A 21,735-nucleotide genomic window follows, 5' to 3' on the forward strand; every position below is an offset into this window, starting at 1 on the left:
TAAAAATTTCGATACGCGCGTTCAGAAAACGATCCCGACTCTTACATCAGCGAAAGCGGATTCACTCGCGTCGTCAGCGGCATCTTGACCGGTCCGCCGGTACGCTGCGATTCGAAGATCGCCGAGATCATCTCAATGGTCGTGCGCCCTTCGTACATGCTGCACTCGGGCTGGCGATCGTTTTCGATGGCCTCAAGCAGATCTTGCACCGCGAGGATGTTGCCAGCGTCCAGTCCGCCGTCTTTCATTGTTTCGGGCTCGCCAAAACCTTGCGAAGAAATAGGCTCCCACTTCGCATTGCTGCGACCGGGTGACCAGGCTGGATCGGCCAAAAACTGAGCACTCGGCAGGTGACCGGTGAGAATTTCGACGACGCCCTTGCTGCCAAAAATCTGCAAACCAAATCGATTGCCGGCCATGTCCCGCTTGCTGCTGAAGTAGGCTTTGGCACCGCTATCGAGCCCATACATCGCCGAGACACTATCGCCCGCCAGCGGACCAATTCCTTCGTTGCCGGGCTTGATGTGTTCTTTGCCAATGGGTTGCCCGCCTTCTTCCACGCGAGCAAAGCACCAGGTCGGTTCGCCGCCAAAGTGATGAATCAAGTTGAAGATATGGCTGCCGAGCACCCACAGGTCTTCTCCGCCACCCCGCTTGTCTTCTTTGCCGCGACCACGGAACTCGAGAATGGTACCAAGTTTGCCGTCTTCGATCAGATCGCTAATGGCCTGCAACTTGGGGCTGTAGCGCGTTTGATGGGCGAGCGCGAGCTTGGTATCGGCCTTCTCCGCAGCAGCAATGATTTCGTCGGCTTCGGCCAGCGAACGGCAGAAAGGTTTCTCCATATAGATGTGAGCGCCTTTGGCAATCACGGCGAGGCACATGTCGCGGTGCTGATCGAGCCAGCGAGGTCCGATTGCCACGACGTCGGGCTTGGTCTCATCCAGCATCGCGCGATAGTCGGCAAAGCCCTTGGGCGCTTTCAGTCGCTTGGCCGCAGCGGCAAGACCGGCCTCGTCGGCATCGGCGACGCCGACAATCTCGCAGCCCGGTACTTTCAGCCAGACGGTATCGACGCCGTGACCATAGTTTCCTTTGCCGGTATGACCAATGACCGCAACGCGATAGTTTTTCATCTGGGCACCTGATCATTCAAAAAGGAATTTCGCTGGTAGCGAGCAGCATAGGCTGCGTAATAGCGAGACGCAATTCGCCGCAGAGTTGGTTTGCTTCAACTGGGAAGATAGCCAGCGGCAACTTTGTTAAACGCCGCGACTTGTTCGGTCTGCCAAGCAGAGTCGCGATTCAATTCGGTAGCAAGTAGCAAGGCGACTTGCGGAGCCATGGCGATCGCTGCGCGGGCATTGAGAAAGAGCGCGCGGGTGCGGCGAGCGAGAACGTCTTCAACCGTTCTCGCCAGTTCGTCCCGCGCGGCCCACACGACTTCGGCGGCGATGTAGGGTAAGTCGGGATGCAGCCTCGCTGCCAATTCTGAATGCGACTGCGCAAGTTCCTGCATCGCGAGCGCATCGGAGCCATAAACAGCGAGTGCACCCAAGCGTGTTGAATTGCCGTCATGCCCGTGAATGTGCAACTCGCGAGTCGTGCAAGGTTCTTCTCGGAGGCCGGCTTGTTTAGCGGCCTGATTCACGCAGTCTTCGGCCATGTTGCGATACGTGGTCCATTTGCCACCGGTGATGGTCATCAGCCCGGATGCGTCGACGTGGATCGTATGATCGCGCGAGAGCGCGGCGGTGCTCTTGCTGCCGCTCTTCTTCACCAGCGGACGAATGCCGGCGAACATGCTGAGGATATCGGCTCGCCTAGGCTTTTTTTCGAGATAGCGGCCGGCTGTCTCGAGAATGAACTCGATTTCGCTCTCGGTGGCGAGCGGTTCTAGCGGAGTGTCTTGAATGGGGACATCGGTAGTGCCGACCAACGTGTGACCGTGCCAGGGAATGGCAAACATCACTCGACCATCGGAAGTCTTGGGCACCATGATGGCATGGTCGCTGGGAAGGAACGAGCGGTCAAAGACCAGGTGAATACCTTGACTCGGGCTGATCATGTTCGTAGCACTGGGGTCGGCCAGCTTGCGCAAATGATCGCAGAATGGGCCCGTGGCATTGATGACGACGCGGGCTGTTATCGCCAGGCAATCTCCCGTTTCGAGATCTTCAATTTCCACGCCCGTCACGTGTCCGGCGGCAGACCTCGTGATGTTGGTAACGCGCGCATAGTTGAGCAACGTGGCTCCTTGCTCCGCGGCCGTTGTGACCATATTGATTAACAAACGTGCATCGTCGAACTGACCATCGGAGTAAACCACGCCGCCGCTGAGGCCTTCGCTCTTGAGCGTCGGGACTCGGCGGAGCATCTCGGCTTTCGAGAGAAACTGTGTCGGACCAAAACTGAGTTTGCCGGCGAGAAAGCGATACGCCTTGAGGCCGATGCCGTAGTACATTCGCTCCCACCACGAATAGCTGGGTACCACGAATGGCAGGTCATGCACCAGGTGCGGCGCGTTCTCTCGCAACAATCCTCGCTCCCGGAGTGCTTCGGTGACGAGCGAAAGATTGCCTTGCGCCAGATAGCGGACGCCGCCGTGCACCAGCTTGGTGCTGCGACTAGAGGTACCTTTGCCGAAATCGCTTTGCTCGACGAGCAGCGTGCGATATCCGCGCGCTGCAGCATCGATGGCGATGCCCACGCCGGTCGCACCGCCGCCGATAATCACCATGTCCCAGGTTGACGGCGAAGCGAAGACCCGCCCGCGCATTTCGTTGCGATTCATCGGCGGTCCCCGGTGTCCCACTGCTTCGCCCGCTCGACCGCCCGGTGCCATTGCTCGCGGAGCGCCTCGACCTGCAAATTCGCCATGTTCGGCTCATAGCGGCGATCGATGGGCTGCAGCTTCACGAGTTCATCGGTTCCCTTCCACAGGCCCACCGCCAGTCCAGCCAAATAAGCAGCGCCGAGCGCCGTCGTCTCGGTTTCTTTGGGACGCACGATCGGAATTCCGAGTAGATCGGCCTGAAATTGCATCAGCAGGTCGTCCTTCGAAGCTCCACCATCGACTCGCATCTCGGGAAGTTCCAGCTGCGAATCGGCTCGCATGGCAGAAAGCAAGTCGGCCACCTGAAACGCGATCGATTCGATGGCCGCGCGGGCAATGTGCCCCTTGGTCGTTCCTCGCGTCAGGCCGATGATGGTGCCGCGGGCATCGGGATCCCAATGCGGGGCACCCAGACCAGCGAACGCGGGAACAAAGTAGACGCCACCGTTGTCCTTCTCGGTTGCAGCCAGTTTAGATACATCGCTCGACTTGCGAATGATTTCGAGGCCATCACGAAGCCACTGCACGACTGCACCACCAATGAAAACGGATCCTTCGAGGGCATAGGTTGTCTGGTTGTTGCGACGACAAGCAACCGTCGTGAGCAGCCGATTCTTCGAGAGAAGAGGCTGGTCGCCGGTGCTCTGCAGCATGAAGCAGCCGGTGCCGTACGTCGTTTTCGTTTGACCCGGTTCCAAGCAGAGTTGACCGAAGAGCGCTGCCTGTTGATCGCCGGCAATTCCGGCAATAGGCACCCCGCGCGAGCCGAGCAAGCCAGCTGCAGATTCGCCGTACACTTCGCTGGACGAGCGCACCTCGGGCAACATGCTGCGTGGAATGTTGAAAACCTGAAGCATCTCGTCATCCCACTGGCCCGTGTGAAGGTTCAGCAGCATCGTGCGCGAGGCATTCGTGATGTCGGTGATGTGTTGCTCACCTCGCGTCAGGTTCCAGATCAGCCAGGTGTCGATCGTGCCAAAGGCGAGCTTCCCCGCTTCGGCCTTCGCTCTTGCACCAGGAACGTGCTCTAGCAGCCAGGCGATTTTCGTTGCCGAGAAATACGCATCGAGCAGCAGCCCCGTTCGTTCTTGAACCAGATCGGCTTTGCCAGCCCGCCGAAGTTGTTCACACAGCGGGGCCGTGCGGCGATCTTGCCAGACAATCGCCCGATGAATGGGATGTCCCGTTTCTCGATCCCAAACGACGGTCGTCTCGCGTTGGTTGGTGATGCCGATCCCCACGATATCGCCGGCCCGCAGGTTGGCCCGCGCAATGGCCTCGGCGGCAACGCCAATCTGCGTCGACCAGATTTCATGCGCATCGTGCTCGACCCAGCCCGGCTTGGGAAAGTACTGCTCAAATTCCTGCTGGGCGACGGCGACAATTTCGCCTTGTTGATTGAAGACGATGGCGCGGCAACTAGTCGTCCCTTCGTCGAGGGCCAGAATATAAGACATGGAGAAGTCCTGGGAGAGAGGCTCACGGATCGTGCCACCACTTTGGCACGATCTGCTGCGGCTGCCAATCACCGGTTGAGCAGAACCTGGCCTGCACACCTGCGTTGACCAAAATTGGGGAGCGGTCGATACTGACTGGTCTGTTTCATTTCTCCCTTAACTACCGACAATGTGATGCCCGAACCGAAGTCCTCGCTGGTGATTACGCCGCGGTTGCTACAGAACGTCGGCTTCCGGCTGAGCGAGACGGCGCGACTCACTCCCGATGGAGTGGCGATCGCCGTGCCCAAGGGACGAGATGGCAAAGGCCGGCGAAAGTACGATCAGCTGACGTTTCGCGAGTTGGACGAAGACACCAATCGCATCGCAGCCGGCTTACTTGCGATGGGCGTTCGTCCCGGCATCCGACTGGTGCTGATGGTGCCGCCGAGTATCGATTTTGTGTCGCTGGTGTTCGCCCTCTTCAAAGCGGGGGTGATTCAAGTCCTGATCGATCCCGGTATGGGGCGGGCGAATCTGGTTCGCTGCCTGGCTGAGAGCGAGCCCGAGGGGTTCATCGGTATTCCGCTGGCGCAAGCGGTGCGTGTAATCTTGCGCGGGCGATTTTCCCGCGCCAAGTACAACGTGACGGTTGGCCGCCGCTGGTTCTGGGGCGGGAAAACACTGGCTCAATTGCGGGCAATGAACGCTCCGTTCGAGCCGCCGCAGATACAACCTCAAGATCCGGCGGCGATCATCTTCACCACAGGCAGCACCGGTCCGCCGAAGGGCGTGCTCTATAGCCACACCAACTTCAATCGCCAGTGCGATGAGATTCGCGACTTCTACGACATTCAGCCCGGCGAGATCGCCCTCCCCGCGTTTCCGCTGTTCGCGCTGTTTAACTGTGCGATGGGAGTGACGACGATCTTTCCAGACATGGATCCGACTCGTCCGGCCAGCGTGAACCCGCGGAACATCATCGAAGCGGTAAACGACTGGCAAGTGACCCAGTCGTTTGGTTCGCCGGCCCTCTGGAACGCAGTCGGTCGCTATTGCGAACAGCAGAACATCAAACTGCCCACCATCACGCGCGTGCTTTCGGCCGGAGCGCCCGTGCCACCACATGTGCTGGAGCGGGTCAAGAATATCATTCATCCAGACGGCGACGTACACACACCCTACGGTGCGACCGAAGCACTCCCGGTCGCCTCCATCGCAGCAAGTGAAGTACTGCGCGAGACTCGCCTGCGGAGCGCTGTCGGCGCGGGAACTTGCGTGGGAAGAAGGTTCCCGGGCATCGAGTGGAAAGTGATTGCCATCGACGACGGTCCGCTGACATCAATGGATCAAGTGCGCGAGCTACCCGCTGGTGAGATTGGCGAGTTGATCGTCTTAGGACCGGTCGTCACGCACGAGTATGTAACGCGGACCGATTGCAATCCGCTGCACAAGATCCAAGACGGCCCGCGCATCTGGCACCGGATGGGAGACGTCGGCTATCTCGAAGCGGCACCGGCGAACGAACCTCGTGGCGAGCGGTTTTGGTTCTGCGGCCGCAAAGCCCACCGGGTGATCACCGCGCAAGGCACGCTGTTCACCATCCAATGCGAAGCGATCTTCAACCAGCATCCGCGGATCTATCGCAGCGCGCTGGTGGGAGTCGGACCTGCCGGCAATCAGCGGCCCGTGATTATTGTTGAACCTTGGCCCGAACAGCGAGTGAAGAGTCCGGGTGATCAGCTGCAGCTGGTTGCCGAGCTAGTGCAGCTCGCGCGGCAGCATACCCACACAAAGTCGATCGACACGTTCCTCGTTCACAACTCGCTGCCCGTCGACATTCGGCACAACGCGAAAATCTTTCGCGAAAAGCTCGCCGTCTGGGCTACAGAGAAACTCAAGTAACCGTCTCCGAGGTAAGGCGATTTCCTAGTGCACGCGCATGCCGGGGGTAGCACCGCTATCGAGCGCGAGCAGGAAGACTTCCGCGCCGCCGGGACCGCAGGCAGTGACCATCCCTTCGCTCAGGCCGAATTTCATTTGACGCGGCGCCAAATTGGCGACCATGACGACCAGCCGACCGACGAGTTCTTCGGGCTTGTAGGCAGCCTTGATGCCAGCGAAGACTTGCCGCTCGACACCACCGCCGAGACTCAGCTTGAGCTTGAGCAATTTTTTCGCTTCAGGCACTTCGCTGGCTTCCAGCACGCGAGCCACGCGCAGGTCGACCTTCGTAAAGTCGTCGATCGAGATCTGTTCGGCAACGAGGGGTTCGGCTTCGAGGGCAGCGCCGGTATCTGCGGGGTTCGCAACCGGCGCGGTGTGAGCGGGCACGGCCGGTTCGGTGGCAGCAGCGGCGGCTTTTTCTTCTTCAATCATGGCGTCGATATCTTTCTTCTCAACTCGCTTCATCAGGTGACTGTAAGGTTGGACGGCGGTCCCCACGAGAGGCCGCTGCGATTGCGACCATTTCGTAATCGGATCGTTCAGCAACCGGCCCGCTTCTTCGGCCAACTTGGGAAGGATGGGAGCCAAGTAGATGACGATCTGCCGGAACAGATTGAGACCGACCGAGCACACATCGCGCACTTCGCCGGCCTTGGCAGGATCCTTGATCAGTTTCCACGGAGCCTGGGTATCGATGTACGGATTGGCTCGATCGGCGAGTTCCATAATCAGCCGCGTCGCACGGGCGAAGTCGCAGTTTTGATAGGCTTCGGCAATCGCAGTCCCCGCGGCAGCGCCTTGGGCAAAGAGACCGCCATCGTCGGGATACTTTTCGGCGAGCCCGGCCGCCTGCACGAACTTGGCTGTTCGGCTGGCGAGGTTCACGACCTTGCCGACGAGGTCGCTGTTGACCTTGTCGACAAACTCTTCCGGATTCAGATCGAGATCGTCCAAGCGGGGGCCCAGCTTACTGGCGTAGTAGTACCGCAACACTGCCGGATCGACGTACTTCAGGAACGTCGCCGCGCGGATGAACGTGCCCTTGCTCTTGCTCATCTTCTCGCCACCCACGGTCAAGAAGCCGTGAATGTGAACCTTCTCGGGCAGGTTGTAGCCGGCCGTCTTGAGCATGCCGGGCCAGAAGAGCGTGTGGAAGTAAGTGATATCTTTGCCGATGAAGTGATGCACCTCGGTATCGGGCGATTGCCACCAATCGGCCAATGGTTCGCCGTGTGTCTTGCACCACTGCCAAGTGCTGGCGATGTAGCCGATGGGAGCATCGAACCACACGTACCAATAGTTACCCGGCGAATCGGGAATCTCAAAGCCGAAGTACGGCGAGGGACGACTCACGTCCCAATCTCTCAGCTCTTCGCCGAGAAAATGCCCCTTCAAGTAGTTCGCAACTTCCTGCTGCAGATGCTCGCCCGATTGCGTCCACTCGTTCAAGAATCCATGCAGCTTTTCGAGCTCCACAAACGAGTGCGAAGCACTGCGCACTTCGGGTTTCGTTCCGCTCAGGGTGCTGATCGGGTCGATCAAATCAGCCGGTGTGTAGGTCGAGCTGCACTTATCGCAATTGTCGCCATACTGGTTGGGCGACTTGCAAACGGGGCAAGTGCCCTTCACAAAGCGATCGGCCAGAAAGGTTCCCGCTGTGGTGTCGTAGAGTTGATCGACACTCTTTTCTTTCACCAGCCCCGCTGCTCGCAGCTTCGTCCAAAAGATCCCGCATAGCTCGCGGTTCTCGGGGCTGTTGGTGCTGCCGTAGTTGTCGAACTCAATCTGAAAGCCGGCGAAGTCGCGCTGGTGTTCTTCGCTCACCTTGGCGATGAACTGTTCTTCGGAAATGCCAGCCTTGCGAGCACTGATCATGATCGCCGTGCCGTGAGTATCGTCGGCACAGACATAGACGCAGCGGCGGCCTTGCAATTTTTGAAAGCGAACCCAGATATCGGTCTGGATGTATTCGACCAGGTGGCCGATGTGAATCGGACCGTTGGCATACGGCAAGGCCGAAGTGACGAGGATGCGTTTCGGGCTGGGTGAGTTCGAAGCGGCCACAAGTGGTCTTTCGGAGATTGCGCGAGCGAAAGTCAGATCCTGGGTAGAAGGGAAACATTGTAACGGAGCCACTGGAAATGAGGGAGGCACACAGCTGCCGCAAGGTTCACCCGGCAGCCCCAACAAGCAGACTTACGTCGACCGCACGTGGCCTGTGCGCGCCTGTCGTTGGGCCTAATTCGTTGATAAAGGGGGGGATTTATCAACAGCAATTCGCGCCGCCACCGGAAAGTATGCATGCTGGTGTTGATAAATTCGGGGCATTCATCAACACCTACTCCCCGCGGTGTGCACCTCGTGCAGCGACGTAAGTTCAAGCTCCCCGTCTCCACGGAATCGACTGCTGACGCCACTTCGGTAGACACCTGCTCGTGACTACCCCCAAAACGCGGCTTTCCGCTAGCAGGCGATTCGGGGCTGCTTATTTTGCCAGCTTGCGCTAGAATTCCGGCTGCGGCGGCGCATTGCCATCGCTTCACTTCTGTCTGCCAGTTCCCCCTAGGTGCCGTGATGGTTCCACGTTGCTCGCCCCTTTCGCTGTTCCTCTCGCCCCTCTCGCTGGCCGCCATCATGCTGCTGGCAGGCTGTGGTCAAGATGACGCCCCGCTTACAGCCAAGAACTCGAAGTTCAAAGTAGGGGACGATAAGTCGGGCACCGCCGCCGAGACCGAAGCTTCGGTAGGTGTGCCGCCGGCAACGCCGCCCGCTGGCAACTCGATCGAAAACATGGCCGATGCGATCAACACGCCGGCCGGCACCAAGAAGACAGATACTGCAGCGAACGACACTGTCGCCGGCAAGGCGATTCCCGCTGCACCCGGTGGCGGCGATGTGGTGGAAGATAAGAAGGGACTCACGCTCAGTGGCGAAGTGGCCCAGATCGTCGAGACGATCAAGCAATTGAAAAGCACGCAGCCTCCGGGCAATACCCAGGAGGAGCAAATCGCCAACCTGATTCAGGCCCAGCGATTCATCGTCGAACTCTCCACTCGCCTGCTCCAGGCCAACAAACATCCACAGCTCGATCAGTTCGCCCTCAGCGAAGCGACCGAAGCACTCGTCGCGCTCGCCGAGCTGCGCGATCCTTCGGCCGCCACTCGCATGAGCCTGTTCGCTGAGAACCTCAGCAAGCACCCCAATGCCGAAATGGCCCGCACCGGCCGCTTGATGCTCTTTAACACCGACATGATCGCCAAGCTGCAAAGCGAAGAGAAAGTCGATACCGAAAAAGTGTTGGCTGGCATCCAGGACTTGCTCGAAAAGGACGGCGGCGATCAGCAGGTGTTCATGGTTTCGACGCGCATCTGTCAGTTCCTCAGCGAGCGAGGCGAGAACGAAGCGGCGGCGAAGGGAATGCGGATGATCGCCACCTCGTACGAAGACAGCAAAGTGCCCGAGCTGAAAGATGCGGCCAAGTCGCTGCTCGCCAATGCGTCGGTCGCCGAGTTGAATGTTCCCGGCATGCTGAATGACATCTACGACAAGAAGGAAGGTTCCGAAGAGAAGCTGCTCACTGGCCTGCAGGGTCTCTTCAAAGACAAGAATCCAAATCCGGTCTTCATTGCACCGATCCTCGACGTAATCATGCGGTTCGAGTTGCTCGGCAAGCCGGAACTGGTTGAGAAGATGTACGTCCTGCTCGAAACGGCTTACGCCGGGCACGAGAATGCGGATGTCGCCAAGCAATTGGCGGAACTCATCGAAAGTGGTCGCAAACGCTATGCAATTGTCGGCAAGCCTTTCTCCGCCGAGGCCGTCACGCTCGACGGTACCAAGCTCGACATTCAAGGCCTCAAGGGGAAGGTGGTCTTGGTCAATTTGTGGGGCACGTTTTCGCCTCCTTCACTGGAAGAAATGCCGACGATTCGCAAACTGCACAGCGAGTTGAAGGACCAAGGACTCGAAGTCATCGGCTTGGGACTCGATGTCGAATTGGCTCGTCTCGAGGCGTTTCTGAAGTACCAGCAAAAAGCGATTCCGTTCCCGAACTACCTGTCACCCGAAGTCGTCAGTGGCACCAAGCTGAAAGACTGGCACGAGTCTTCGCTGGCCCAACAGTTTGGCCTGCGAGCCGTTCCCTTCTACATCCTGGTGAATAAGGAAGGTAACGTCGATTCGATCTATCACTTCCGGCTCGATCCCGAACGAGCCGGTGGGCGGCTTAAGGAACTGTTGAACTTGAAGGAAGCTCCGGACTTTTCTGTCAAGCCAGCGATTATCGAAAATCCCACCATTCCCCGCGCCTTCCCCACGCCACCACTCACCGCGCCCGAAGGAACTCCGGTACCAGCAACGGAGAAACCTGCTACGGAGAAGCCAGCGGCTGAAAAGCCTGCTGAACCGGCGAAGAAGGAAAGTGGCAGTTGGCTGCGAAATCTCGATCGGCAATTGGTCGCCGTGCTCTCTTCGCTGTCGTTCGATGCCTTCCTGGCTCCCGATCCCGCAGCTGAAGTGAAAGACCCCGCCGCCGAACCACCGGCACCAAATGCCTATCTGGCCAAGCCGGGGCTGTCGAGCTCGCAGCTGACCGAGTGGGTGCTGAAGATGCTCGACAAGCCCAAGACCATCCAGGCTCGAGAAGGCTTCTCGGCAGCAATTGTCGATGCCTGCGATCGCGTGCTGGCCGATAAAAGTGCCAAAGAGACCGAACAACTGCTGGCTATCGAAAACAAGCTCGCGGTGCTGCACAAAGCGGCCTGCAACGACGATGCGGCAGCCGACGAACAGCTCCAAGAATTCGTCACATCACTCAAGGACGACACTCGCCCGCGAGTCACACGCGAGACTCACTTCTACATTCAGGAGCGGAAAGTTCTCGACGCTGCCGCCCTCTCGCTCGAAGAGTGCGCCAAGCTGCTGCCGGAATTGCAGGCTTACTACGCCAAAGAAAAATTGGCGACCAAACACCTTCGAATGGCCTCCGGCACCGTCGAACTGATCAATAAACTGGCCGATGGCGATGCCCGCGAAAAGCACTTTGCCGAGTTCGGCAACTTGTTCGCCAAGAGCAGCAGCAAGGACCTGGCTCGGTACGGCAAGAAGCTCGCGCAAAAGCCCGAGACGAAAGAATCGGACTTGGTGGGCAAGCCGCTCGAACTGGTCGGCAACCTGGCCGACGGCAATCCGTTTGTCTGGGAAAAGTATCGCGGCAAAGTCGTGATCGTCGATTTCTGGGCTACCTGGTGCGGCCCGTGTCGCAAGGAAATGCCTAACGTCAAAGCCCTGCGTGAAAAGCTGAAGGACAAAGGCTTCGAAATTGTCGGTGTGAGTGTCGACAAGGACGAAGAGGCACTCGCCACCTATCTCGAAGAAAACGAGATTCCTTGGGAGACACTCGCCGGTGAAGCAGCCGGTGAACTGGCCACCAAGTACGGTGTGCGCGGCATCCCCACCATGATGCTCATCGACCAAAAGGGGAACGTGGTTGCAGTGGCCCACAATGTGGCTGCCCTGGCCCCCGAAGCCGAAAAACTGCTGGCCAAGTAACGTCCCTCTTCTTCTGACTTCTGACCTCCGACTTCTGAACCTCTAGTGCAAAAGCCAATGAACCCCCGCCGCAGGGGCGGGGGCGTAGGTTGAGCCCCGATCCCCAACCCCCGACTCCTGCCCCCGAAGCCAGCCGCGTGACTATTCGTATCCTGCAGATCATTCCCACTCTCGTCCACGGTGGCGCAGAGAAGCAGCTGTCTCTTCTCGCCACCGGCCTGCCGCGAGATCGTTTTGATGTGCATGTGTGCGTTCTCACGCACACGGGTCCGCTCGAAGAACAACTGCGAGAGGCCGAGATTCCGCTGTCGTTGATCAACAAGCGGTGGAAGATCGACCCGTTTGCTTACTGGCGGCTGCGGACGGAAATCAAACGGCTGCAGCCTGATATTGTCCAAACGTGGCTCTTCGCCGCGAACGCCTACGGACGTCAGGCAGCCATGTCGACCGACGTAAAGCACATTCTGGCCAGCGAGCGGTGTGTCGATCCCTGGAAGGGGCGCGTGCAACTCTCCATCGACCGCGTGCTGGCCAAACGAACCGAACGGATCATCACCAACAGCACGGGCGTGCAAGAGTTCTACGCCGAGCGCGGAATTCCCGGCGAAAAGTTCGTCGTCATTCCCAATGGCATTCGCCCGTTCGCACGGGCGGAGACCACGTCGCGCGAGGCGCTGCTGCAAGAACTGAAATTGCCGGCCGGAACCAAACTCATCGGTGCGATTGGCCGATTGTGGCCTCAAAAGCGTGTCAAGGATTTGATCTGGGCGACCGACCTGTTGCAGTGCATTCGCGACGACACGCACCTGCTGATCATCGGCGACGGGCCGCAGCGGTGGCGACTCGAACGCTATGCCGAGCAAGCGAACGTCACCAGCAAGGTTCACTTCCTGGGTGAACGGAACGATGTCCCCAGAATCTTGCCGCATCTCGACCTGCTCTGGCTGGCCAGCGGCTACGAGGGGCAATCGAACGCGGTGCTGGAAGGGATGAGTGCCGGGCTGCCGATTGTCGCCAGCGATATCCCGGGCAATCGCGACCTGGTCGTGCATGACCAGACGGGCTTTCTGGTTGATGTCGGCGACCGCGGCAGTTTTGCCCAGCGAGCGCAGCAGTTGCTCGACGACCCTGAATTGGCTCAGCGCCTGGGCGCCGCGGGCCGGCAGCGCGTGCTCGACGAATTCTCCGTCGAGAAAATGGTCGCCCGCCATGCTTCGCTCTACGAGCAAATAGCTGGCTGATGTCTGCCATTAGCGGACGCATCAGGGATGATTCTCAGATTTTTTCCAAGCAACCGCTGGTTTCCACGAATCCCTTCTTCGCTGCGTATCGCACCGAGATGTGCGGGTGGCCGTTGCGGCCTGTCAGGGTGGGCCTTATATTCGGCGCGCTGGATTGAAGCTTACTTTTTGGAAAGGGACCGAAATCATGAAGTTGCTGAACGTCACTTGGTGCTGGGCTACGATCGCCTGCCTCGCGCTGGCCGGATTTGCTCACGCGCAGGAACAAACGCTGAGCGAGACTGGGGTGATCGCCGGCACCATGGATATCGATTTCAAGACGCGGACCGAGCTCGATACCGCCGGCACCTATGCCGAAGGTTCGTCAGCCCTCGGAGCCAAGGACACTTACACGATCAAACTCGTTGTGGCCAAAACCACCGAGTTCTCGGGCAAGATCACGCGCCAGCCCGATCTGTTTACCAAGATCATCCGCAGCCAAAAGCAGAAGGCAGAACTTGGTTTCGATATCAACCTGGCCGTCCGCAATCCGCGAAACCTCGACGAGAAGCGAAACGTCGGCAAATGGGTCGGCACGGTTCCCGTCAACGCCACGACCGGAGCGTTCGAACTCTCCGGCGGCGCTTCGCAAGAGAGCCCGCTGCGCATCGCCATCGACGCCATTGGCCAGCAGCCTGCCTTCACCGACAAGTTCGGCGGCAAGTTGATCGGCAAGAGCAAGAAGGATGATGGACTCGCTTCGTACACCTACAAGCGACTCGTCGGCAACAAGACGTTTGAGATCAAGGTGGCCAAGGTTGACCCAATGAAGTTCGTCGATCTCGAATTGGCTAAGGGACCGGCGGGCAACTATCCCCGTACGGTCGTCAATGGCCGCTTGGACTTCGACTACGAAACGGGCAACTGGCTCACCGATGGCATTCGCTTCCGTTACAACTTCAACGGCAAGGAAGTCGAAGATATCGTCACCGGTTCGGTAAAGTGGGTCGAAGACGAAAACCGCAAGACCAACGGCAAGGGCGAATACCAGTTCAACCTCCGCTGGAACGAAGCCAAGCAAGCCAAGGACACCACCGAAGCGGCTGCCTTCGACAAGCTTAGCGACGAAGACGCTTTCTTCGCCGTCGATGATTCGCTGCCTTGCCTCACCGGCAAGATCAGCTACGAAGACAAGTTCATCTCGGGCGAAGAAACCCCAGCCTCCAGCAAGGTCACCTACGCCCTCAATTCGAACAAGTTGACCAAGACCCAAATCGTCAACTTCTTCAAGCTCTGGCTGATCGGCACCGGCCCGATCAACGACGAGTAGTTTTCCATTTGATTGCTGCCATCTCCTAACTCCCTCTCCTCGGTACACGTGGTACTCCACGATGAATCGGGGAGAGGGTTGGGGTGAGGGGCTGATGCTCGCCAAGACTCTGCGCCCAAGAACTTCTTCGCGCCTTCTCTTCCCTGGAAAGATAACCCTGCTATGTCCAATTCCCTCTTTGCTCGGCTCCGTCGTCGCTTTCAAGGTCGTCCTTCGCAGGAAGAACGTCGTCGCTTTTTGCAGGCCACGCTCGCTTCCACCGCGGGCTTGTTTCTCAGCGATCGCTTTGCTGGCGAGTCGCGCGCTCAAGCCGTGGGTGCCAAGCGCGTTGTGGTGATTGGCGCTGGCTTCTCGGGCTTGGCCTGTGCGCACGAATTGCATGCTGCTGGTTACAAGGTGACGGTTGTCGAAGCCCGCGATCGACTCGGCGGCCGCGTGCTCACCTTCAAGGACATGGTCGACAAAAAGTGGTGTGAAGGGGGCGGCGAACTGATCGGCGAGAATCACCCGACTTGGGTCCGCTACGCCAAGCAGTTCGATCTGAACCTGATCGAGATGACCGACGACGAGTCCCTCGCCTATCCCGTGCATCTCATGGGCAAGCTGCGCAGCGAAGAAGAAGTCGAAAAGATCTACGAAGACATGGAGGCTTCGTTTTCGTCGCTCAACGAATTGGCTGAGACCATCAACGCCGATGAACCTTGGAAAAGCCCGGACGCCATCGCCCTGGATAAGCAGAACCTCGGCGACTGGGTGAAGGGGCTCGAAGTCTCCGAGTTGTCCCGCGCGGCGATCGATATTCAAATGTCTTCGGATAACGCCATCGAGAACGTCAACGCCAGCAAACTCGGCATGCTCACCGCCATCAAGGGTGGCGGCGGGCAAGATTATTGGGACAAGAGCGAAACGCATCGCTGCGAAGGGGGCAATCAACAGCTGGCTTTGCGACTGGCCGAAATGATCGGCGCCGACCGCATCCGCCTCAAGCTGCCCGTCGAGAATGTCGCGATCAAAGAAGACCGGGTGATCGTCACCTGCGCAGATGGCCGCACGATTGAGTGCGACGATGTCGTGCTCGCCGCGCCCCCATCAACCTGGGACCGCATTACCTTCTCGCCCGAATTGCCCGGCAATATCCGGACGCAAATGGGCATCGCCTGCAAGTATCTCGCTGCCGTGAAAAGCCGCTTTTGGCTGGAGACGAAGAACTCGCAGTACTCTCTGTCCGATGGTGATGTCAGCCAAACGTGGGAAGGGACCGACAACCAGGCCATTCCTCCGCCGGGTGCGTTACTGGTTGGCTTCTCGGGTGGTGCGCAAGCTCGCCGCTCGTTGGCTCGCGAGGGAGACGCCCGCGAGGCAGCGTATAAGGCCGAACTGACCAAGCTATATCCGGCTTATCCCGAGAATGTGACGGCGACGCGGATGATGGCCTGGCCCAAGGATCCATGGACCAAGGCCGGCTATTCGTTCCCCGCGCCTGGACAAGTCACCGCCATCGGTCCCACGTACTACAAGGGTCTCGGCCGGTTGCACTTCGCCGGCGAGCACACCTGCTACAAGTTCGTCGGCTACATGGAAGGCGGCCTCAACAGTGGAGCTTCGCTCGCCCGCCGCCTCGCCAAGCGCGACGGCGTGGGGTAGATCTCGTCTTTTTCTCACTCTCCTCGATGCTTCCGGGAGAGTTGCTGAATCGCCTTTCGGAGTAATGGAAAGCCGAGCGCATCGACTGCCTGCATGATCGTCAAATACCTTGTCCCTGGCTGGATCTGGCATCTGCGCGATGGAGCGTTACATTTTGGCGTTGACCCGATGCCCCGCGCAGATCTCTCCACTTTTGTACCTCTCTCTGACACGTGGGCCCGTGATGCCACTCGCGTCTATTGCTTTAGTCGCGAGATGCGTGATGCCGACATCTCGACCTTTCGCGTACTGAACAGCCTGTACGCGAAAGATTCAAATTTCGCATATACGATGGCCGGAAAGATTAAGGGCGCTGACGCTGAAACATTTGAAGTTGTCGGGCCGATAGGCCATCCCTTCAATACCTTCAATGGCTACGCCAAGGACAGGAACCAAGTCTTCTTTCACGTCCAGGGCGGCAAAGTGAGCCCGTTAAAGGGAGCGGATCCGAATACATTTCGCACCTTTGGTAATGGTTTCGCTAGCGATGCCTCCACGGTCTACTGCGAGCGGACTAAACTCCATGGCGCAAAGCCCGCAGATTGGATACCCTTGCTTGGCCCCTATAGTCGCTCCGGGGGTACCGCGTATTTCAGAAATGAGAAGATTGCCGGTGCGCGCGCCGACCAATTGGTGCCGCTGCCAATCATTGACTACAACAAATGGTCGCGCGCTGGCAACGACTTCTTCTGCGGTAGTCAGCCAGGCGATTCGGGGGAATATCTCGCGCAATTCCGCGAGTGCTTTGTCTTTCGCGGCCGCGCAACAAATATCAAGCTGCGGTGGATGAACTGGCAGGCCGACGTACAGCTTGATCCACTCGACCCAATTGCCTGGCAGGTTGCCGGCGCTTCGTCGATTGAATTGGTCGCCGATCAATGGCTGCAACAGCCCAAGGTGCAAGTAAAAGATCACCCACAATTGGGAAATCCGATTTGGGTCCCCGGTACAGATACGGAACTGCTGACGGAGCAAACCTGGCTAAACGAAGACCGCGTTTGGGTGCTGCGGCCGGTACAGATGAAGCGGAGAGCAAAACTGCGAGATCTGTTTCCCTGCGATGCCTGGCACCAATATTCGCAACTGGATCAGCTGCCCGTCATCGAGCAGCTCATTGCGGATGCGGCCGTCTGAATGTCGGGGACGTTTTTCGTCTTCCTCGCATGCATTTGCTAATCGATGGCGAGCAGTGTGTTTCGAAGTCGGCGAGAATCGGCGCGATCCAATTAGCCTACGAATCCCTTTCTCATCCGAATTGACCCCGCGCACGTTGCGGCATTAGGATTCACTCCCTTCGAGAGTGGTAAACTCTCAGCGGGAGTGCAGCGATGTTCGGGCTCGAATCAAACGATAGCGTGGCAATCATTCCCTCGCAGCCACCCTGATTATTTGGCATCGGGCCTTTGTTCACGATGGCAGGCGTGTGTCGCTATTATCGATCTTTGTTCTGATGGCCGGTGTCGGATTTTGGCTGGTACTGTTCAGGCCATGGAATCGCAGTGCGATCTTCTAAGCAGGGTGATCTACCTTAGAATTAGGCGATGACCAAGCCCCGTTCCGCCGCGCCGATCTTTGCAGCCGTCTTGCTGATCCTGCCTGTGCTGTACGTGGGAAGCTATCTGGCACTGGTAGTCCCGGACGGCATCGCATTGCCGACACGAGTCTCTCCCAATAGCAACTCTTGGTCGACTTACTCGTATCGCTCAGGCCGAGGAGTCTCTTCAGTTGTGTTCTATCCTCTGGAGCAGATAGATCGCAAAATACGGCGAAAGGTTTGGGAGGCGGGAGATCGGAATCATTTCGGCAGCGGGCCGATGCATGGTGAAACGTCGTACCCGGGTCCGTGACCAGACTAGCCACTCAAAACCGGACACTACGCAGCCCCGCGAACCTAGCGGGGCATTTTCGTGCGCGGGTAGAATGAGGGTATGGACCAGAACCCGTATGAATCGCCGCAACACGTGGATGTCGTAGAGCCAAAGCCGACTTACCTTTCGCCCTGGCAGAAAAAATGGGGAGGGCCAATCTTAGTCCTGTTTGGATTGATTGGCACCATCGCGACGGCGGCACTCAGACCCGAGATATGCGAGTTTGCATCTTTCTGGGCGTACTCGATCGTTTTCTCGGCATTCGGAGTTTTTATTCCCATCGGAATCGTGGTGAGCCTGTTTCAGGTCGGCAGAGAGATCAGCGACTTGTTCGGCTAAGCGATTTTCTCCGTGACCTAACTAGCCACACAAAACCGGACACTACGCATTTCTCATCCGAATTGACCCCGCGCACGCTGCGGCAGTAGGATTCACTTTCTTCGGGACTGGTGAACTCGTAGCGGGAGTTGATAAGGGGTCTTCCATGAATACGACCATGGAATCTGTCTTTCTCGTGCAGCATGTGCATCTGCTTGGCGAAGAGCGGGAAGATGTCAAGCTCATCGGGGCTTACAGTACTTCCGAAGCGGCCTTGGCAGCCGTGCATCGCCTGCGGAAGCAACCTGGCTTTTGCGATTACCCGATCCTGATCGACGATACGGTCAGCGACGCGCGCGAAGGCTTTACCATCGACGAGTATCCGATTGATCGAGACCACTGGGCGGAAGGCTTCGTGAGGGAGTGAGCGATTGATTCTCAAGGGAGTGAGCAATGAACTTTTCGATTCGGACCGGGCTGGTCGTGGTTTCGATCTTTGCGGTGTTGTTGGGAGCGGTGGTTTCGAAATCGCCCCTGGTGCTGGAACTGGTCAGCAACCTGGTACGGCTGGGCATCTGCCTGACACTGGCCCTGGCGATTTGGGATAGCGTCCCTGCGCGGCGGGCGTTCTGGACGGGCTTCTTCGTGCTCAGCTTCGGAAATCTGCTGCTGGCGAGCTACTTCGGAGGGTATCAGTACTCGAGCAATCAGCTGGCCGATTTGATGATGGGCGCGCCACAGCAAGGCACGCTCGTACCCTATGGTCCATCTCCTATGTTTAATCCTCCGTCGACACCGATGTACTTGCCGGCAGTCAACGAGAGCTTCAAGGTCATCATTGAAGAGGAAGAGGCCAGCGTGAGCGAAGCCGATGAGCGTCCGGCCATCAGCGAGACTCCGTTCAATTCGCAGCAAACCACTCCGGCGATGCCCACCCTGGGACCACCGTCGAGTTTTCCCACGACCGGACCCTTTTACGCCGCGCCGGTGCAAATCAACGCCGACTACTACGTGCAACGGCATGCCATTCAACGCGCACTCCCCATCATGTTCTCGCTCGTCACCGGCCTCATCGGCGGCTGGCTGACAATGTGGATCTCGCGCCAGAAACAAGCAGCACGCAGCGAGAACGAACCCATCTCCCGAGCCCCCAATTCCTAGCTCACAGCCCCTCCTTCCTCACCCATTCACGACTTCACCGCCGTTGGGATGCAAAGTCTGGCCAGTCATGTACGACGAATCTTCGGCCGCGAGAAAGACAAAGCAGGGAGCCACTTCCGAGGGCTCACCCGCGCGGGCCATGGGAACATCGGAACCAAACTTTTTGACCTTGTCGGCGTGAAACGTCGAGGGGATGAGGGGCGTCCAGATTGGTCCGGGCGCGACACCGTTGACGCGAATCCCTTGCTCGACGAGCTGCATCGCCAGCGAACGGGTGAAGGTGACAATCGCACCTTTCGTCGCCGAGTAGTCGAGCAGTTCGGGACTGCCGCGATACGCCGTCACGCTCGTCGTGTTGATGATTCGCGCGCCGGGCTCGAAGTGGGGCAAGGCTGCTTTCACCAGGTAAAAGTAGGCAAAGATGTTGGTGCGAAAGGTTCGCTCGAGTTGCTCGGCCGTGATGTCGGTAATCGACTTCTGCGGGTGTTGCTCCGCGGCATTGTTCACCAGCACATCGAGGCGACTGAACTTCTTGAGCGTCTGTGCGACCACCTTGCTCGAAAAAGCTTCTCGTCCCAAGTCGCCGGCAATCAGCAGGCAGTCGCGACCATGCTCGCGCACCAGGCGCTCGGTTTCCTGCGCATCGTCGTGCTCATTCAAATACACGATGGCGACGTGCGCCCCTTCCTTGGCAAAGGCCACGGCCACCGCGCGACCGATGCCACTATCGCCGCCGGTGATGATGGCCACTTGATCTTGTAGCTTGCCACTGCCGGCATGTGCGGGGCGAGTCACCTCGGGAAGTGGCTTCATTTTGGCTTCGAGGCCGGGCTGGCGATTTTGCTTCTGTTCGGGACGGATCGCGCGCTTGGGTTGGATCTTCGCAGGCATGAGTCGCACCTTGTCAGCTGGGAAAACGAAAGCGGGTGGCGATCAGAGAGGGCAAAGAACATGCCGGGGCGGTTTGAGCCGGAGAGCGCCTCATTTTTGATCGTTGACTGACCACGGTGACAGGCGAAGTGTCATGGCAAGGTGTTGTCGATTTGTTGCGCTAACGAAAAAAGCCGGCGGAGCTTCACTCCGCCGGCCTCATTCTGACTTCTGACATCCGATCTCTGACTTCCGCTACTTCGCCTTGGTATGGGCAAGAGCGAGCAGCGCGTAACCGGTAACGATGGCGGAGTCGCCTTCCATCCAGCGGGGGTCGGTGTTGACCCAGCTGCCGTCGGGTTGCTGCTTGGCGGCGAGAGTTTCGATGATCTCTTTGCGCCAGTCGTGGGCGACACCCTTCTCGTCGACGAACTTGTCCTGGCCAACCGCATCGAGAGTCTTGGCCATGGTGTGATAGTAGTAATAGAGGCCCGAGGTCCCCATGCCGGGATTGCTGTTCAGGTCGTAGTTCTTTGCCAGCCATTTTTGGGCGGCGACCACTCGCTGATCGTCCTTCTTCACACCCGCATAGATCATGCTCTTCAGACCGGCGTAGGTCATCGAGGCATAGCTGCGGAGGGCACCAGTGGTTTCATCGACACCGGCCTGGCTGCTACCACCAGCAGCGGGGGTGTAGTAGAAGCCGCCGTCGGGCTTCTTGGCGGCAAAGGGAGTCGTGTTGTGTTCGGTCTCGAGATTCTGGCAACGCGAGACAAAGAGCAAAGCCCGCTTCATCGCTTCGCTGCTCTCGTCATTGCCGGTGGCCTTCAAAGCGTCGATGAAAAAGCTGGTGTTCGAGAGATCGGGCCGCTTGTTCTTGCCGTAGCCCGCCCCGCCGTACTCGACATCGCTGGGCTGCTTGCCGTCGGTGGCTCCCCACTGCAGGCTCTTCATGTACTTGTCGCCGGCCTTGATGATGGTGTCGTACTTGCCATCCTTATTCGCCAGGCTGAACGCGACGAGCGAGATCGCGGTTTCGTAGTTCTTGTGATTGGTCTCGGCGGCGTGAATGCCACCGTCGGCCCGGACGAAACCTTCGAGATACTTCAGGCTCTTGGCGATTTGCGGATCGGACGGCGAGCGACCGTGCTTCAGCAGAGCCGCCGTGACCAGTGCCGTGACGGCCGGTCCTGCTTTGGCGTTGTAAGCGCCGTCGGCATCTTGCGCTTTGGTGGTGAGAAACTCGACGGCCTTGTTGACCATCTGCTCATACGTTTTGTCGGATGCTTTGTCCGAGGCTTTTTCTTGGGCCAATGCCAGTTGCCCGGGTACCAAAGTGGCGCAGGCCAAAACTGCGCAAACCATCGCTGCCATGTAACGACGAACCATGAACCGTGTCCCTTAGGAAAAGAGAAAACGCCGTTGCAATCTGGCAAGCAACAGACAAGAAGGAAAATCCTCCCCGTATTATCTGCGGGGAGGACTCATTTTCCTAGAGGCAGGTGGCGGAATGTAG

The 21,735-nt window shown here is 58.4% G+C and carries 15 protein-coding genes; 9 read left to right on the forward strand and 6 right to left on the reverse strand.

The annotated features are described in order from the left end of the window. Positions 1 to 41 precede the first annotated feature (41 nt). From NA78x_RS07395 to glpK, 3 genes are all read right to left on the reverse strand, one after another. Positions 42 to 1,136 (reverse strand): Gfo/Idh/MocA family protein, encoded by a 1,095-nt coding sequence (locus NA78x_RS07395; RefSeq protein ID WP_425617790.1) that lies wholly within the window; start codon positions 1,134 to 1,136, stop codon positions 42 to 44. A gap of 95 nt (positions 1,137 to 1,231) precedes the next feature. Next, positions 1,232 to 2,794, reverse strand: coding sequence for an FAD-dependent oxidoreductase (locus NA78x_RS07400; RefSeq protein ID WP_425617791.1), 1,563 nt, complete (start codon positions 2,792 to 2,794; stop codon positions 1,232 to 1,234). Beyond that, positions 2,791 to 4,293, reverse strand: coding sequence for a glycerol kinase GlpK (glpK, locus tag NA78x_RS07405; RefSeq protein ID WP_425617792.1), 1,503 nt, complete (start codon positions 4,291 to 4,293; stop codon positions 2,791 to 2,793). The genes NA78x_RS07400 and glpK overlap by 4 nt, the downstream gene beginning before the upstream one ends. 174 nt (positions 4,294 to 4,467) lie before the next feature. Between glpK and NA78x_RS07410 the strand changes: the two genes are divergently transcribed. Beyond that, positions 4,468 to 6,177, forward strand: coding sequence for a fatty acid CoA ligase family protein (locus NA78x_RS07410; RefSeq protein WP_425617793.1), 1,710 nt, complete (start codon positions 4,468 to 4,470; stop codon positions 6,175 to 6,177). A 24-nt stretch (positions 6,178 to 6,201) separates the two neighbouring features. Here NA78x_RS07410 and metG read toward each other — a convergent pair whose 3' ends face one another. After that, a complete protein-coding gene (gene metG, locus NA78x_RS07415) occupies positions 6,202 to 8,283 on the reverse strand; it encodes a methionine--tRNA ligase (RefSeq protein ID WP_425617794.1) in 2,082 nt (693 codons plus the stop codon). A gap of 510 nt (positions 8,284 to 8,793) precedes the next feature. Between metG and NA78x_RS07420 the strand changes: the two genes are divergently transcribed. The 8 genes from NA78x_RS07420 (at position 8,794) to NA78x_RS07455 (ending at position 19,349) form a co-directional block, all read left to right on the forward strand. Next, positions 8,794 to 11,769, forward strand: a complete 2,976-nt coding sequence (locus NA78x_RS07420) for a redoxin family protein (RefSeq protein WP_425617795.1) — start codon at positions 8,794 to 8,796, stop codon at positions 11,767 to 11,769. A 137-nt stretch (positions 11,770 to 11,906) separates the two neighbouring features. Further along, entirely contained in the window at positions 11,907 to 13,010 is a 1,104-nt protein-coding gene (locus tag NA78x_RS07425; protein ID WP_425617796.1) for a glycosyltransferase, read from the forward strand. 187 nt (positions 13,011 to 13,197) lie between these two features. Beyond that, entirely contained in the window at positions 13,198 to 14,319 is a 1,122-nt protein-coding gene (locus NA78x_RS07430; RefSeq protein ID WP_425617797.1) for a hypothetical protein, read from the forward strand. Positions 14,320 to 14,481: 162 nt separating this feature from the next. Beyond that, positions 14,482 to 15,963, forward strand: coding sequence for an FAD-dependent oxidoreductase (locus NA78x_RS07435; RefSeq protein ID WP_425617798.1), 1,482 nt, complete (start codon positions 14,482 to 14,484; stop codon positions 15,961 to 15,963). A 93-nt stretch (positions 15,964 to 16,056) separates the two neighbouring features. Continuing rightward, complete coding sequence (locus NA78x_RS07440) at positions 16,057 to 17,136, forward strand: DKNYY domain-containing protein (RefSeq protein ID WP_425617799.1); 1,080 nt, start codon at positions 16,057 to 16,059, stop codon at positions 17,134 to 17,136. A 794-nt stretch (positions 17,137 to 17,930) separates the two neighbouring features. Then, positions 17,931 to 18,209, forward strand: a complete 279-nt coding sequence (locus NA78x_RS07445) for a hypothetical protein (protein WP_425617800.1) — start codon at positions 17,931 to 17,933, stop codon at positions 18,207 to 18,209. Positions 18,210 to 18,354: 145 nt separating this feature from the next. Continuing rightward, a complete protein-coding gene (locus tag NA78x_RS07450) occupies positions 18,355 to 18,615 on the forward strand; it encodes a DUF7336 domain-containing protein (RefSeq protein ID WP_425617801.1) in 261 nt (86 codons plus the stop codon). Between the two features lie 26 nt (positions 18,616 to 18,641). Then, complete coding sequence (locus NA78x_RS07455; protein ID WP_425617802.1) at positions 18,642 to 19,349, forward strand: hypothetical protein; 708 nt, start codon at positions 18,642 to 18,644, stop codon at positions 19,347 to 19,349. Positions 19,350 to 19,367: 18 nt separating this feature from the next. On the opposite strand, the gene NA78x_RS07460 is transcribed toward NA78x_RS07455, so the two are convergent. Continuing rightward, the gene (locus NA78x_RS07460) at positions 19,368 to 20,240 is read right to left on the reverse strand and encodes an SDR family oxidoreductase (protein WP_425617803.1); all 873 of its coding nucleotides are present in this window, start codon (positions 20,238 to 20,240) and stop codon (positions 19,368 to 19,370) included. Between the two features lie 234 nt (positions 20,241 to 20,474). Further along, positions 20,475 to 21,608: a hypothetical protein gene (locus NA78x_RS07465; protein WP_425617804.1), complete on the reverse strand. Its 1,134-nt coding sequence runs from the start codon at positions 21,606 to 21,608 to the stop codon at positions 20,475 to 20,477. Between the last annotated feature and the right edge of the window lie 127 nt (positions 21,609 to 21,735).

The sequence above is a fragment of the Anatilimnocola aquadivae genome (assembly GCF_049819085.1).
GTDB lineage: Bacteria > Planctomycetota > Planctomycetia > Pirellulales > Pirellulaceae > Anatilimnocola.